The sequence below is a fragment of the Desulfobulbus rhabdoformis genome, assembly GCF_016919065.1.
Lineage (GTDB): Bacteria > Desulfobacterota > Desulfobulbia > Desulfobulbales > Desulfobulbaceae > Desulfobulbus > Desulfobulbus rhabdoformis.
This window is the reverse complement of record NZ_JAFFQA010000068.1, coordinates 1-15505: the sequence shown is the minus strand read 5'-3', so window position 1 is coordinate 15505 and position 15505 is coordinate 1. Positions and strand designations below refer to the sequence as shown.

At 50.6% G+C, this 15505-nt stretch carries 16 protein-coding genes, 1 pseudogene and 1 riboswitch; of the genes and pseudogenes, 12 read left to right on the top strand and 5 right to left on the bottom strand.

Annotated features, from left to right (window positions below; translation table 11 throughout):
- Positions 1-125 precede the first annotated feature (125 nt).
- Positions 126-596 (top strand): ATP-binding protein, encoded by a 471-nt coding sequence (locus JWJ90_RS21265; RefSeq protein WP_275889157.1) that lies wholly within the window; start codon positions 126-128, stop codon positions 594-596.
- A 316-nt stretch (positions 597-912) separates the two neighbouring features.
- On the opposite strand, the gene JWJ90_RS21260 is transcribed toward JWJ90_RS21265, so the two are convergent.
- From JWJ90_RS21260 to JWJ90_RS21250, 3 genes are read right to left on the bottom strand one after another with little or no spacing between them, the layout of a single operon-like run.
- On the bottom strand, positions 913-1764 hold the full coding sequence (locus JWJ90_RS21260) for a glycine betaine ABC transporter substrate-binding protein (RefSeq protein WP_205229232.1): 852 nt from the start codon (positions 1762-1764) through the stop codon (positions 913-915).
- Positions 1761-2603 carry an ABC transporter permease gene (locus JWJ90_RS21255; protein ID WP_205229231.1) on the bottom strand — a complete coding sequence of 281 codons (843 nt, stop codon included), beginning with the start codon at positions 2601-2603 and terminating at the stop codon, positions 1761-1763. The genes JWJ90_RS21260 and JWJ90_RS21255 overlap by 4 nt, the downstream gene beginning before the upstream one ends.
- Entirely contained in the window at positions 2590-3777 is a 1188-nt protein-coding gene (locus JWJ90_RS21250; RefSeq protein ID WP_240195090.1) for a quaternary amine ABC transporter ATP-binding protein, read from the bottom strand. Before JWJ90_RS21250 ends, JWJ90_RS21255 begins: the two co-directional genes overlap by 14 nt.
- Positions 3778-4144: 367 nt before the next feature.
- Between JWJ90_RS21250 and JWJ90_RS21245 the strand changes: the two genes are divergently transcribed.
- The 11 genes from JWJ90_RS21245 to JWJ90_RS21195 all read left to right on the top strand — a co-directional run bounded on the left by JWJ90_RS21245 (position 4145) and on the right by JWJ90_RS21195 (position 13548).
- Positions 4145-4582, top strand: coding sequence for a CAP domain-containing protein (locus JWJ90_RS21245; protein WP_205229230.1), 438 nt, complete (start codon positions 4145-4147; stop codon positions 4580-4582).
- Between the two features lie 187 nt (positions 4583-4769).
- Positions 4770-5732 carry a helix-turn-helix transcriptional regulator gene (locus tag JWJ90_RS21240; protein WP_205229229.1) on the top strand — a complete coding sequence of 321 codons (963 nt, stop codon included), beginning with the start codon at positions 4770-4772 and terminating at the stop codon, positions 5730-5732.
- A gap of 54 nt (positions 5733-5786) precedes the next feature.
- Entirely contained in the window at positions 5787-6242 is a 456-nt protein-coding gene (locus JWJ90_RS21235) for a hypothetical protein (RefSeq protein ID WP_205229228.1), read from the top strand.
- Between the two features lie 159 nt (positions 6243-6401).
- Positions 6402-7769: a vWA domain-containing protein gene (locus JWJ90_RS21230; protein ID WP_205229227.1), complete on the top strand. Its 1368-nt coding sequence runs from the start codon at positions 6402-6404 to the stop codon at positions 7767-7769.
- Positions 7770-7970: 201 nt separating this feature from the next.
- A riboswitch (cobalamin riboswitch) is annotated at positions 7971-8103 on the top strand.
- 112 nt (positions 8104-8215) lie between these two features.
- On the top strand, positions 8216-8785 hold the full coding sequence (gene cobU, locus JWJ90_RS21225; protein WP_205229226.1) for a bifunctional adenosylcobinamide kinase/adenosylcobinamide-phosphate guanylyltransferase: 570 nt from the start codon (positions 8216-8218) through the stop codon (positions 8783-8785).
- Positions 8782-9558, top strand: a complete 777-nt coding sequence (gene cobS, locus JWJ90_RS21220) for an adenosylcobinamide-GDP ribazoletransferase (RefSeq protein WP_205229225.1) — start codon at positions 8782-8784, stop codon at positions 9556-9558. Before cobU ends, cobS begins: the two co-directional genes overlap by 4 nt.
- On the top strand, positions 9555-10154 hold the full coding sequence (gene cobC, locus JWJ90_RS21215; RefSeq protein WP_205229224.1) for an alpha-ribazole phosphatase: 600 nt from the start codon (positions 9555-9557) through the stop codon (positions 10152-10154). The genes cobS and cobC overlap by 4 nt, the downstream gene beginning before the upstream one ends.
- Positions 10155-10163: 9 nt before the next feature.
- Positions 10164-11258: a nicotinate-nucleotide--dimethylbenzimidazole phosphoribosyltransferase gene (cobT, locus tag JWJ90_RS21210; protein WP_205229223.1), complete on the top strand. Its 1095-nt coding sequence runs from the start codon at positions 10164-10166 to the stop codon at positions 11256-11258.
- On the top strand, positions 11209-11829 hold the full coding sequence (locus tag JWJ90_RS21205) for a hypothetical protein (protein WP_205229222.1): 621 nt from the start codon (positions 11209-11211) through the stop codon (positions 11827-11829). The genes cobT and JWJ90_RS21205 overlap by 50 nt, the downstream gene beginning before the upstream one ends.
- Positions 11822-12226 (top strand): acyl-CoA thioesterase, encoded by a 405-nt coding sequence (locus tag JWJ90_RS21200; protein WP_205229221.1) that lies wholly within the window; start codon positions 11822-11824, stop codon positions 12224-12226. Before JWJ90_RS21205 ends, JWJ90_RS21200 begins: the two co-directional genes overlap by 8 nt.
- 551 nt (positions 12227-12777) lie before the next feature.
- The gene (locus tag JWJ90_RS21195) at positions 12778-13548 is read left to right on the top strand and encodes a hypothetical protein (RefSeq protein WP_205229220.1); all 771 of its coding nucleotides are present in this window, start codon (positions 12778-12780) and stop codon (positions 13546-13548) included.
- 271 nt (positions 13549-13819) lie between these two features.
- On the opposite strand, the gene JWJ90_RS21190 is transcribed toward JWJ90_RS21195, so the two are convergent.
- A complete protein-coding gene (locus tag JWJ90_RS21190; protein WP_205229219.1) occupies positions 13820-14869 on the bottom strand; it encodes an IS91 family transposase in 1050 nt (349 codons plus the stop codon).
- Positions 14870-14871: 2 nt separating this feature from the next.
- Positions 14872-15425, bottom strand: a pseudogene (locus JWJ90_RS21180) (tyrosine-type recombinase/integrase).
- Positions 15426-15505: the final 80 nt, after the last annotated feature.

The window sequence follows — 15505 nt, the reverse complement described above, 5'->3', positions numbered from 1 at the left end:
TCTTTCCATATCCTCCTCCTTTGTAAGGGTTTGAAGGATATTATTATGGAAAGTGATTGTGTGTTATTATTTGAATTGAAAAGGTAATAGCTTCATTACTTTACATAACTAAGAACTTGGCATAATTGCCATTATGTAAAGCTTTACATAATGGTAAGACTCATCTTGCCATCTCGCTTGCGATCAAGGCTTGTCACCATGGCTTCAAGGTCTATTTCACCACCATGGACACCCTGATTAAGAAACTCAAAGAAGGCGCGACCCGGCAGAAAGCCTATCTCAGCTCAAGCCTGGTGGTCGTCGATGAAGTCGGCTACATCCCCGTCACCACCCAGGAGGCATACCTCTTCTTCCAGTTCGTCTCTCATCGCTATGAACGAAGTTCGACCATCATCACCTCCAACAAAAGCTTCGGTGACTGGCAGGAACTTTTCGGTGATCCGGTAATCGCTACCGCTATCCTCGACAGGCTTCTCCACCACAGTAAGGTCATTAACATTAAAGGCCACAGCTACCGACTGAGGGGACACTCCATCTCAAAACAAATATTCAAAGAACAGAAACAACAGACTGACGACAACGATATTCAGACATAATAATCAACCAGGTGGTACACTTTTACTTCGCCATAACTGGTACATTTTTTCATTGCCATTAACATTTGTACACTGCAGCAGAGTTGTATCTGTAACCAGATGAAGTTCGACAGGGGCTTATCATTACATTCCTCGTTTATCGAAACAAGATCACAACAAACTCTTCCAACCACCCCTCACTCCTTCTAGTCCCAGCACACAGGCCACATTCGGCCAACATTCCTCTGATACGGGGGCAGCCTAGACAAAAAAAAAGCCCTCCCTGCTATACCAGCAGAGAGGGCCAAAAAACTAAAGCAGCAGAAAGATTTCAGGCTTACTTTTTCAGCATAGCCTCAATTTTATCCCAGTTTGCCTCGACATACTTTTTGGCACTTTTTCGTGGATCCATACCTTTTTTGTTGTCCAACAAGACGGTATCCATGGGTAGCTGTTTCCAGTCAATCTTCTTGAAGAAGGCAAACAGTTCAGGATCCTCTTTTTCAAGTCCACCACGAACGACGGTGTTGATGGTCTCCTCGCTACCGAAAATTCCGTCCGGATCATCAAGAATTTTCAACTTCCACTGACCAAACATCCAGTGCGGCTGCCAGCCGGGAACAACAATCCACTCTTTATTCTTGATCGCCTGAGCCAAGCTAGCCACCATAATGGCGTCGCTGCCGCTAATGTACTTAAATTTGCCCAGTCCCGAGGTGTTCTCGGCAATGGCCTTTTCAATTGATTTAGACATACCCGCCCCTGGGTCAATACCGATAATCTTACCATCAAACTCTTTGAGATGATCTTTCATCTCGGCAATTGAGTTGATGCCAACATAGGCAGGAGCAACAAGGCCGAGCTTTGCGCCGGTGTAGTTCGGTCCCAGGTCGACGACTTTGTCTTTATACTCGGCATAGAGATCTGCATGGGTTACCGGCAGCCAGGCACAAAGCAGAGCATCAGAATCACCTGTGGCGACAGAGGCCCACATGGCAGCGGTAGCGACCGACTGCAGCTTGACCTTATACCCCTCTTTTTTCAGGATTTCTCCAGCAACATGGGTAATGGCGACGGCGCGGGCCCACTCAACATAGGCGATACGGGCGGTTTTTTTGGCAAAAACAGGGCTTGCCAGCATGCAACTTACTGCAACTAAAACTGTACAAATTTTCAGCAGACGTTTCATCCTTTCCTCCAAAGTTTACTTACATTGATGTTCTGCGTGGTTCTATCAAGAATCATAGCTATAATAACAACCGCTATGCCCGCCTCAAAGCCACGCCCCATCCACAGACGCTGAATGGCGCGCCAGACTTCACCGCCCAAGCCACCGGCACCGATCATGGCTGCGATGACGACCATGGACAAGGACAGCATGATTGTCTGATTGATTCCGGCCATAATAGTCGGAGCTGCCAGGGGCAACTGGAGCTTGAACAGCTTTTGATTGGTGGTAGAACCAAAGGCATCGGCGGCCTCAATCAGATTCTCTGGAACCTGCTGAATTCCCAAGCAGGTCATGCGAATCGCCGGAGGCATGGCAAAAACCATGGTCGTGAAAATGGCGGCAACCGGCCCCAAGCCAAAGAATGGAATGGCTGGAATCAGATAGACAAAGGCTGGCATGGTCTGCATGAAGTCAAGGACAGGCATCACAATTTTCCGCACCATGGGAGAGAGGGCGGAAAGGATGCCGAAGGGAACGCCAACAAGGACAGAGAAGCAGGTTGAGATCAGGACCAGAGCCAGCGTTGCGACGGTGGCCTCCCAAAGCCCAAGGTTCCAGATAAGCCCAAGCCCAAGTAAGGTGCCTATGGCTATGCGCCGGTTGGAAAGCAAACCGGCTGAAATGGCCAAAACAATGATAACCAGCCAGGGGGGTACAAAGAGGACCCACTCAACAAAGAGGTCAAGACCAGATTCAATAATTGAGGATATGATATGGGTAAGGAAGGCAACGTGATCGGTCAAAAACTCAATAACCTGCTCAATCCATGCTCCGATCGGAATCTTATACATTTCCATCGGTTCCTCCAAAATCAGCAATGCCGGAGAGGAGCGATCCTCGTTTGACAATGCCTACCAATTTATTCTCGTCGTTTACCACGGCAACAGGATATTTTGTTTCGGGGAAAAGAATCCCGACGTTGTCATCGGGATGAACAATGGGCACATCCTTGTCCATGACATGCTCCAGGGTAGTTTCCCCCCGTTTGATAGCTGCGGTGACCTCTTTAACCTCGACCACTCCAAGGAACTTACGATCTTTCCCGACCACCATCAGGCGAGAGAGCCCCTCTTCTTTCATTTTATGGACCGTGGTTTTAGGCCCGTCCTTTGGGTAGGTTACGCTGATCGCTTTACGCATGACGCGTGAAACCGTGAGGACCTTGGTGATATCAACATCCTGCACGAATTTTTCTACGTAGTCGTTAGCAGGGTTGGTGAGAATTTCCTCAGGTGTACCAACCTGCACAGCACGACCGTCTTTCATAATAATGATACGATCGCCAAGCTTCAGCGCCTCGTCCAGGTCGTGGGTGATGAAGATGATGGTCTTGCCGACACGCCCCTGCAGGGCAAGCAATTCATCCTGCATCTCCCTCTTAATCAGTGGATCAAGGGCACTGAAAGCCTCGTCCATGAGCAGAATATCGGCTCCTGAAGCCAAGGCTCTGGCCAGGCCAACACGCTGCTGCATACCACCACTGAGATTTTCAGGGCGATAGTCTTCCCAGCCGGCCAATCCAACCAGGTCAATAGCGTTTTTTGCTTTTTCTGCACGTTCCTCAATCGGTACGCCCTGGATCTCCAGGCCGTATTCGACATTTTTTTGTACAGTTCGATGGGGGAAAAGGGCAAAATTCTGAAAAACCATGCCCACTTTTTGCATCCGAAGCAGTCGCAACTCGTTTTCTGAGAGTTTGGTGACATCGATTCCATCGATTTCCACCAGCCCGGCGGTTGGCTCAATCAGACGATTGATACAACGCACCAGGGTGGACTTACCGCTTCCGGACAACCCCATGATGACTAAAATTTCAGAGGCGCCTACCTCAAAACTGACGTCGTTTACGCCAACAGCCAACTTATAGCGGGACATGATTTCATCCTTACTCATGCCCTTCTTGGCTGCGGCAACGCCCTTTTCCGGGTTGGCGCCAAAAACTTTATAGAGATCTTTCACTCGTAGTTTCAAAATGGCTCCCGGTCTAACAATGTTTATCTATATTTACATGCATAAACCTTTATTATATGAAATATATGGCCAACTCACAACCCTACTGACACATTTTCGGAATACGCCATCAAGGGGAACACATGAGGAAATGCTTCTTAACAATGTGGGAAAAATTATTAAATTCAGTCAGTTAAAAAACTAATAATTGCAACGCATTCCCGATTTTTCAGCCTGCAAAAAAAATTTTAGCTCTTACCTTACGTCCTCACGATTTCAGGTATACATTTGTGCCACGAACACCGAAGAGTATGGAAAAGGGCTAGGGAAAAAAGCCTTTCCCTCCCCATCCACAACTTCGGACAACACCAATAACAACTTGAAAAATATGTATAATTTAAGAATACCTCTCGCCTTGTTCCTGGTGTTCTTCTGCTTCCCAGCCGTAAGCACCAGTCGCTCCATCAGCAGCCATGGTCTTCCTCCTTACGAAATGACCCTCTTCAACCAGATCAATACCTACCGAACCTACTCCGGTCTGCCGCCTTTGCGGCTCAAAACACAGCTAACCCGACTTGCCCGCAGACACAGTTTTGCCATGTTCCGTCAAAAGCGGTTGAGCCATGCCGACTTTAAATCACGTTTTCGCCAATCCGGCAGTCGCAGCTGTGTAGAAAATGTGGGCTACAATCACAGCGCACCGCTGAAACAGTTTGATGCCTGGCGCACATCCCGGGGGCATGATGTCAACATGCTCAATGCGGAGATTCGCTACGCCGGTATTGCCAAGGTCGGCAACTATGTCACCTTTTTTGCCTGCCATTGACCCAACGCCCTCCTTATCTCAATAAACAACGCTAACCTGCTTCACGGATTGAACAGCTTCTCCTGAATTGGGAACAAGATTGGTGTATGAGTTTCGTTGAATGCGCTATACTCGTGTCTGTTCAGGAATGTAGAGATGCACCGCTATGCTATTCATTCAACGCCTCTGTCCACTCACGCTCTAACTCATGGAAAACGGAACCTGTACCCTCGATAGCCAAAAATTGCGCCGTATACGGGAGCAGCAAAAACTCACGCAGCTCTTTTTGGCGACCAGCGTCGAGGTGACCACGGAAACCATTTCTCGCTGGGAAAATAAAAAGTATCCGACCATTAAACGAGAAAATGCGGAAAAACTGGCCGAGGTCCTCAATGTTTCCCTCACGGATTTACTCAAAACCCCCTCTCCTGCTCCACCATTGCCAGAAAACGAGCCATCTTCCCTCCCCTCCACTATCCCCTGGGGCAAGGTGGCCCGATGGAGTAAACATCCTCCCTTGGTTGCTCTGATCCTGGGCCTTGGCACTCTGCTTTTTTTTGTACTCGCACGCATGTGGCTACAGTCCGTTCCCACCTCCCCCCTTGTTGCCTCCCGCTATATCCCAAGCTGCGTCCTGCCTGGCCAGATCTTCCCTGTACTGGTCAGAATCGAGTCCGGCAGCACACTCCATCCGTTGATGTTGCGGGAACAACTCCCCGATCACAGCGAACTTATCGCCTCTCTTCCGGCATGCATGAATGCCGGACACAGCACCCACCAACTCAAATGGATGCTGACCAACCAGAGTACAGGAACGAGGTCCATCACCTACCTGGTGCAACCCGCATTGCACGACATGGGCCACTCACTCGAAATTACCGGCAACCTTGTTACCGGCCCCCGTGGTTCCAAAGAAACAGAGGTACAAGGCATGGAAGAGACGAAAATAGCCCCCTACCATTGGGCAGATGAGAATCAAGATCACCGTATCGACGATTACGAGATGCTTTCCGTCTATGACCTGTTTCCCAACGGAGAACAGCTTGGAATCGATCTGGCAGAAATCAAGGCTATATGGGCTGGCGAAGGCTACCAATGGGACCCTCAGCAAAAGCGCATTCTGATTCTTCCCCATAGAGGAAACATGCGGCACTCGGACAACAGACATTGATACGCTGGAGCGCTGTATTTTCAAGGAAATCTTTTGATAAAGGAACAGAAAACTATGAATAGGGCGAGATCAAAACTCCACACAATGTTCCTCCTGTGTACCATCACGGTCATTCTTTTGCTCATAGATGGACTGGCGTGCTTCTCCCACGCCAAAGATCAGCAGGAAATTGCCGGTCGGTATACGGTGCATGGCACCAGAATTTTGCACAAAATTACTCTTCCCCAGCAACGCCCCAGTGCGGTTATCGTTGTCCAATATCTGCCCCCCCAGACAAAAATTCTTCAAACAACACCCCATTTCAGCAGTTACGATGAAACAACCGGCATCGTCAAATGGTTGTTGAGTGAGGCGGAATCAGGACGACTGAACATCAGCATCACCCTGGAAAAGCCCGTCGACCGTCACCGGATTCGGGCTGAAGTCCTTTTCAAGGACCAAACCGGGATAAGCAATGCCTTCACCATCGCTCCATCCCCTCTGAAACGCAAGATGCTTGAAGGCTGTTGACCCCATATACTTTCCCTTTAAAATCAAACAACTACATATTGACATCTATTGATATCACCCCATCTCCGGTTTTACAATTCATCGACACGGGTATGATGCACAAAAAGGCGGAGGATTGCCTGAAATCCAGTTTCGATTTTGCTCAACACGGAGGTGAATATGAACCTGTTACGCAGATGGACGCAAAAAACCCCCTTTCCCCCCCTTCTGTTCTTTGCCACCCTGGCATTGATGCTCGTTCCCGTGCAACGGGGATATGCCACAGCAGCAGATGGGCTCCAATTGCAGGCACGCTTTGACAATCCGCAGGCAGAGGCCAACACAAAAGGAGAAAGAGTCCTTGAACTCCTGGTGACCACCCCGAAACACCTCTCCTCCCAACCCGCCCTTGCTCGTATTCCTCTCAATATTGCCTTGGTGATCGACACTTCAGGCTCCATGGGCCAGGAAGGAAAACTGGAAACCGTTAAATCGGCAGCGCACAATATTCTCGACAAGCTCCAGCCTGGCGATCGCTTTGCCTTAATCACCTACAACAGTTACGCCACGGTGCACATCCCCTTGGAACCGGTTGAAAGCTTGCGGCACGCCCATCGGTTGATTGACGCCCTGCGCCCCGGGGGCAACACGCATCTCTCAGCGGGCCTCAGGCATGGATATCGCCAACTGCATCGTCACCTTGATACCAGCGTGATCAACCGCATCTTTCTGCTCTCCGACGGACTGGCCAATATGGGGGAGACAAATCCTCGACGACTGGGCGATTGGGTGGAGATGGAGCAGCACAACGGTATCTCGCTTTCAACCTTCGGCGTGGGGTTGGACTTCAATGAGACCTTGATGGCCGAACTTTCCGAGCGAGGACGCGGCATGTATTACTTTATTGACGAACCCGCGCGCAGCAAGGAGATCCTTGCCCAAGCCTTTCGGGCAACCCGGGAAATAGTTGCCAAGGATGTTGAACTTGAGGTGCAGCTTCATCCTGCCGCAGTGGTCCGTGAAGTCTATGCCAATAGTTATCAAATCCACGGGAATACACTTACCATCCAGGCAGGCGATCTCTCAGTCGGTGAACGAAGAAGGATTCACATCCGAATTGCAACTCCCGTTCTCGATAAGGGGGATCAGAACATCGGTCAGGTGCGCATGGAGTATCAGCAACCGGGCCAGGCCACAGCCATCAGCCAAACACTGCCCATGTCGCTTCGCTATGGGACCTTTGGCCAAGCCATTGAAAAAGCACGCGATTGGACGATCACCGAACGAACCAAAGTTTTTGAGGCCCATTATGCCAGAGATAAGGCCGCGCAAATCTATGACAAAGGTGATGTTACCAGTGCCAAGCGGATTCTCCATAAAAGCCTGCAAAATCTCCGCAATGCCAAGGTCCATGGCAAAAGGATCAGCAAAGAACTTGAAGAGACCAGCACCTATCTCCATGCTCTTGAACAACAGCTTGACCGGAAAGAACGGAAGAAAAGTCAGAAAGCAGTGAAATATAAAAAATATTTGCTGGAAGGCTGCTGATCGGTCGATAACCAAGCAGAAAACGTCACCCGCCCGTATCGCACCTCCCCGTGCAGCCCAAACAGGCGGGCGATTGAAAGGCATCGCCTGAACAAGGGGCAGAATGAACAAAAAACTTCCAGGATTTAGGGGGCACTGAGCCGCTTCTCGTTGAGTCTGCTCAATTGCCCCCTATCTTTTTCAGTACAAATCCGATATATACCTTTGCTGCGTGTCGGCGAGAAGCCGGACACCGCCGTATTGGAGGAAACGGGCGCAAATCCCGTGCTGTCCCGCAACTGTAATTCCGCCCAAGGTGGATAAGCCAGATACTCCTCGTTAACCTGTGTCTTCGCGGAAAAGACAAGGCGCCGCCACACGCCACGCCTTTTCCTGGCGATACACGTTGTCTCTGCAATATTGCCGTGCAAGCATTCCAGCTCCCGGCAACTTCCCGAGGTGCTCGAATGGGACGCCTGACCCTGATTACCGGAGGGGCAAGAAGCGGCAAAAGCTCCTTTGCCGAAGAATTGATTGCCCAACGTGGACAAAAAATCGGCTATATTGCCACCGCCCGCCCCTTCGATGCCGAGATGGAAGACCGGATCGCCAAGCACCGCTTGCAACGCCCATCAGCCTGGCAGACCTTTGAAACACCAACAAACCCTGCGCAAGCGCTCTTGGAGCACGGCAACCAGTTCGATGCCCTGCTGCTCGATTGCATGACGGTGATGATAACCAATCGCATCCTCACCCATGATATCGACTGGGACCAGCCTTCGGTCGACCAGCTCAACCAGATCGAAACGGATATTCTTGCTCAGGTGAGTTCCCTGCTTGCGGCCGCCTCCAAAAGCAAGGCCGACCTTGTGGCGGTCACCAACGAGGTCGGCTATGGTATCGTTCCCCTTGCCCCCCTCTCCCGTTTTTTCCGCGACTGTGCCGGCCGGGTCAACCAGCGCATGGCTGCCGCTGCAGACGACGTCTTTCTTGTGGTCTCAGGGATTCCGATGCAGGTCAAGGGAGCCAACCAATGAAAGCGCTCATCCTCATGATTCAGTTCATGACCCGCTTCCCCATCCCGATTACGGTTGAGTTTACAGCCACCCATTTTGTCCAGGGGATGAAATGGATGCCGTTGGTGGGGATGTTGGCCGCACTTCCTGGCGCGCTGATTTTTTTTCTCGCCGACACCTGTCTGAGCAGGGAAACCGCAGCCCTGTTTTCGGTGATCATGCTCATCACCGTCACCGGTGGACTGCATCTCGATGGTATCGCCGATACCGCCGATGGCCTCTTCAGCTACCGCAGTCGTGAACGGATGCTGGAAATCATGCGGGACTCCACCCTTGGAACCAACGGCGTTATTGCCCTGGTCCTCACTATTTTCCTCAAGTTTGTTTTGCTGAGTCAAATTACTGGGCAGGGAGCTCTCTTTGCCGTAATCGCCACCCCGATCCTGGGCCGTACCGCGCTGACCTGGCACTCGGCCTGTGCCCGGTATGCGCGAGATGTCCGCGGTATTGGCGATTACGTCAACCAGATGGGGCTGTCACAGGCCCTGGCGGCGACCGCTCTTTCCTTTGCTCTTCTTTTGCTTTTACTGGCTCTTTTTGGCGTCTCTGCAAACCTTGTCCCTGCGGTGGCCATGCTCCTGCTCCTCCCCCCCATTGCTCTGGCAACCGGGTTTGCCCAATATCTCAAATACCGCCTTGGCGGCATCACCGGCGACACCATCGGCGCCTCCATCGAGCTTGCTGAAATACTCAGTTTTTTTATCATCACCCTTGTGTGGAGATACATTCTATGACCAACACCACCCTCTATATTATCCGCCATGGGGAAACAGAGGCCAACAAAACAGGTGTACTCATGGGAAGCACCGATACCCCGCTCAACGACAAAGGACGGGCGCAGGCGGCGCAACTGCACCAACGTACCCAGGGGCTCGAGGTTGACCTGATCTGTGCAAGCCCTTTAAGCCGGACCTTGGAGACCGGTTCCATCGTCTTTGGTGACTCAGCCGAAATCACCACCGACTCCAATCTCCAGGAATTCCATTTTGGCGACTGGGAAGGCATGCATTTTAAAGAGATCGCCAAACAATATCCCGATATCTGGGAGATGTGGCTCACAGACTGGGAACAGACCCAGATTCCCGGAGCAGAATCCTTTGCCGGTTTTAAGCAGCGGGTGATTACCATGGTGGAACAGATGGTCCAATCACATGCCGGTAAACGACTTGCTGTTGTCTCCCATGGCGGCTGCATTCGCACCCTCCTGGCCCATTTTTTCTCAGAATCTGTTTCCAAAGGTTACTGGCAATTCAAAGTCGACAATGCCACACTCACCGAAATCGAGTTCATGGGGGAGCTCCCCATTCTGACTCGCTTCAATTACCGCTAGGAGCGCTCCATGCCACTACTTGAACAAACCCTGGCCGCCATTGGCCCAACCGATGCAAAAATAATGGCCGAGGCCCAACGGGAAATCGACTACTGCCTCAAGCCGCCAGGAAGTTTGGGGAAACTCGAAGATATCGCCCGCCAGATCGCCGGTATCACCGGTCAGGTCCATAACAAGATCAAGAAAAAAGCCATTATCGTGATGATGGCAGATAATGGAGTCTACTCCGAAGGGGTTGCCATGTACCCCCAGGATGTGACCCGCATTGGCGCCGATTTTGTGACCTCGGGTCGGATGGGTGTGAATTTTCTCGCAAATTATGCCGGGGCCGATATTATTGCAGTGGATGTGGGGATTCAGGTCGATGTGGATCTGCCCAAGGTGGTTGATCGAAAAATCCGCTACGGCACGGCCAATTTTCTCAAAGAGCCCGCCATGACCCGTGAAGAAGCCAAACGGGCCATTGAAGTGGGGATCGAGATCGCCAACAAGGCCATCGACGACGGCTACGACCTCATCGGCACAGGAGAGATAGGCATCGGCAACACCACGGCCTCCAGCGCCGTGCTCTACGGTTTCACCCAGGCACCGATCGACCGGGTTGTTGGTCGCGGTGCGGGCTTGACCGATGAGGCCTATGAGAAGAAAAAACAGGTCATTAAGCAGGCGGTGGACCAGCACCAGCCCAATCCCAAAGATGCGCTTGACGTACTCTCCAAGGTGGGAGGGCTGGACATCGCCGGTTTAACAGGCGTGTACCTGGCCTGTGCCGCGCGCAAGATTCCGGTGGTGACCGATGGCCTCATTTCCAATGTGGCCGCACTGACCGCCATACGGCTACACCCTGACGCGGTCCAGTATATGATTCCATCCCACATCTCTTTTGAGCCGGGGGCCAAATTGCTCAAAGAGATCACCGGACTGGAACCGATGCTCGATATGAACATGCGCCTGGGAGAAGGCACAGGGTGCGCTCTGGTTTTTTCCATTATTGAGGCTGCCCTGCGTATGATCGAAGAAATGGGCACATTTGAGGCCCTGGGGAAATCACGCGATGAAATTGGGGACCACATCATGGCTTATAGGGGAAAATTTCCCCAATAACGCACGGCTTGTTGTCGGAAAAGCCGACTTTATAGAACTCCTGGTTTATACCTGGAACCAGGAGTGGCAACACAAGGTCAGCCGCTGGCTTGATGAGCTGGCAGGATTTGATCTGGAGTACAGTCTTCACCTGCCCACGGATACAGCCGCAAACGCCCTGGCCGCAGCCAACTTCTTTGCTGCAAGCGGTTTTCCCCTTCTGAACATGACCCTGCATCCCCTCCCGGGCTGGCAACAACTCCGCTGGCCGGAACTCATGGCCATGGAAAACCTGACCGACCGGGTGGAATTCCATTCACGCTACACCTTTGATCTCACCCATAGCCTTTTGGGCGAACCGCTGCCCGAACATTTCCACCCACATATCGTTGAGCTGCATCTCTCCGGCACGGACGGAAGGCTTGACCACCTGCCTCTGGATGTGCAGACCCTGGAACTGGCCAAGCCTCTTTTCCGTGAGGATCTCCTGGTCTGTTTTGAAATCTTCGATACGGATGATGCCCTGGCCGCGGTGGAGATGGTCCGTGAGGCATTCAAGATGGAAAACACGAGGAAAGAGTACAATGTATGAGATAACGGTTGTACCTAAATTTGGTGATGTTGATGGCCTGGGACATGTGAACAACACGATCTTACCCCGGTGGTTTGAACAGGCACGCAACCCGGTGTATAAGCTGTTCAATCCCGAGTTCACCTTTAAGAACTGGAACCTTATTCTGGCCCGCTTTGAGGTCGACTTTCTCTCGCAGATCTACCTGGAGCACGAGGTGCTCATCAAAACCTGGATTTCCAGAATCGGCTCCTCAAGTTTCGAGGTCTACCAGGAGGCGCACCAAAAGGGTCGGCACTGTTGCAAAGGAAAAACCACCCTGGTTCATTTTGATTTTCAAAACCAGAGATCTGTGCCCATCTCCGCTGAGCTGCGGGCAATACTCCAATCCCATTTTAAAGACCTGGAGCCAGCCTGATGATGTGGCTCTCCTGTTAAATGAAACTAGCCGAACGCACGGAAAGAAATGTACATATAAATTGGAAATATGGGGACTCCGAGAATCAGAGATTTACTGCTATGGTACAATCAGCATAACAGGCTCCGGTATCGTGAGAAAAAATTTGGGTAATATGATTTTTGGTAATGTTACCCGGAAGAACGGGCACGCGGTCTCGTTTTAGTCAGCAGGCTATATGTTCGATTTTTTTTAATATATTTCATATAAAAGGAAGGCTGGCCACACCGTGAACGTCCGTTGAGGTCGCTCCGATCAGTCTTCCGGATAATCACTTGTTCAGCCGGAATTTATCCGCTAACTATTGAAAAATAGGGCAAAATATGCTACCAGCTACGCCGTGAGCGGCTGGATAGCAAGTTTGCTGATACAGACCGCTCACGGCGTAGCTGGGAATGACCTGTTCCCGCATTTTTTACTTATCAAGACGCTGCAAACTCAGCTGAACCAAAAGATTCAACGGACTCCGCTGCGCTCCGCCGGTGATCTTTGTCGTTAACCAAAAGGGCGATATGATAATTGAATATAGCGTTGAGCCAATATCTGAAGTTGCCTTTGAGCAAAGCTCAGGAATGTCAGAGCAAATGAAGATTGATGGTGCGTACATATATTTTGATATCGACGAGAATCATTATCTAAAAAAAATAAGAGTTATAATTTCTGGTCTACCTATGAAATGGGAAAGAGCTGATCTTATAAACCCAAGCTATCCAGAAACACGTGACAAAGCTTATCGAATTATAAAATACTTGGTCGACAGAATACAATTACAAGTTATGCTCAAATCTTTTGATTTGAGTAGAATCGACAATATTAAAACAACAGTTACCCCAGAAACAGAAGAAGAAAAAGAAAATTGGAGTAAGTTTAGAAAACGTATCATGGCTAGTCTCGAAATGCCTTACTCTATTTTGGGCGCAGCAGATACGAGTGACTATGAAAATGGGTTTAAATATGCTCAAGCATTTTCCAACTTTACAGATGCTTTGAATACTGAAAGTCCAATTGTCAAATTTGAGCGTTTCTATAAAGTCGTCGAAACCTTTTTCACTACTAACGGGCATGCCTTAGACTCTGACATTTCTGTTTTTATGGGAAAATACGATCCTAAATTCAAATCAGATGATTTTAAACATCTGCGAGATCTAAGGAACCGTTGCATTCACCCTCAACACAGAAAAGGACATATAGCCTCTAACGATTTGGCACTTTCAAATGAACTGGAAAGTCGCACGAAGGAGTTAAAAAAAATAGCAGAATTGTTGCTTAATGAAAACAAATAGAAATTTAACACATTGGTTAACGAATAAGGATAGATTGTGTGAGTGAGGCACGAACGAACCACAATCTTATCCGGGGTTGGACAAGCCCGGCCTCTCAAAGGAAATAAATATTGCTCTGGAATATACTGGAAGCACTACCAGAATGGTAGTGCTGAACGCAGGACGTAGGAATGCATTCGCCTGTATCAGGCGTTAAAAAGCGGCTCGCTGCTCATAAAAGAGTTTTCCTCCCGTGGTCTTCTTGACGGTGAAGCGGCGTCTCGCTTAAAGGTTACCCGGGGTGGCGATAGTCATTTCTAAATCGCACTATGCGCATCGGCTGATTGCAGCATGGGCAAGTAAACACTGGTCGGGGGCGGGGCGGCTGCGGTCTGATAACGACGTGCAGGACCAACTGGACCAGCATACGGATTTTCTTGGCATTCCCGTGCAGAAATCCATATTCGCGCAGTCGCCTAAACCCGTTTGGCAGGACATGTTGAAGAAGCAGACGCAGAAACTCTTCTCCCCTAAGCGTCCTCTTCTGCATTGTCCCGGTTGCGCTGTCCCGGTACCTAAAGGTTACTTCGCCGTTGGTATTGGCAATGATGTTTTTTTCTCCAATCACGCCTCGGTACAAATACCTTGCGAGGTATTTTAAGGCCGGTGCGCCGGTGCCCATATGGTCGCAGTGGACAACCCATTTTTTCGGGACTTTGTCTGTGATGCGCAAGCCGATAGCATCTGCTCCGGCCAGGAACTTACCGCGAAAGGCTTTGGCCAAGGCAAAACCGTTGAAGAGATATTTCCCCGATAGCTTTTTCCAAACCCGAGCCTGTTGGTCAATGCCACCTCCAGGGATCAGGACGTGGATATGCGGGTGAAATTCCAATCTCCTTGAATGTGTGTGCAGGACCATGGTCATGCCGATCTCGGCGCCCAAAGATTTTGCATTGCGGGCGAATGAACGCAGGACTTGGGCAGCACACCGGAACATGAGCGAATAAACCTCTCCCTGGTGACGATAAGCCAACGAACGCAGCTGATAGGGCAAGGTAAAGGTCACCATGAAATAGGGCACAGGCAGGAGCTTTTCCCGTTGTTTGTCGATCCAGAGACTGGTCAGGTGATTTTGGCAGCGCGGGCAATGGCGGTTACCACAGGAGAGAGGCCGCCATTGGCCATGATGGCAGTCAGGGCACTGCACGTAGAGTTCCCCGGAAGCAGGCGTTCGGCAACGGAGAATCGCATCAAGGGCCTTGCGTTGTTCTGGCAGGATGGTTTTGCCGAACCGCGCCATGAAGACATCATAATATTGGTGAACAAGAGTGGCCAGGTCCATAGTTATCTCCCTGCCGGATTGAGTTGCAGTGAGTTGACCAAGGCATTGATCGTTGCCTGGCTATCCAGTTCGGCAACATCGGTGAGATGAGTGTAACGGGCTGTGGTTGTGGGACTGGCATGACCAAGCAGAGCCTGGATATGCCTCAAACTTAAGCCGGATTCGAGTAGGTGGGTTGCGAAACTGTGACGGAGGCTGTGGATCGAGACTTTTTTTTAATTCCACAGGAGGTGACAACGGCCTTCATGGCCTGCTGAGCACCGCCATTATTCATGTGGTTTGTCGCCTGCCGGATCGTTTCCATTGATCCCCGGTAATTGGGAAACAACAACTTTGGGTGCTGGTGTTCACGCCAGAGCAGACGTAACGCTTCCAAGGTGCGGTTCGGCAACGGGACAAGACGATCTTTATGCCCCTTACCGCGACGGATATGGACCTTCATATGGCCGGTATCGATATCACCGACCTGAAGAGACAAAGCTTCTTCCAGGCGAAGCCCCATGGAATAGGTGGTGAAGAGAAAGACGCGATAGCGGAGCTCCCGGCAGCCATGAATGATCCTGCCGATCTCTTCGCGGGTCAGGATATCCGGAATGGTTTTAACGACAGGTGCTTTGACGATGTTGAGCCACTGCC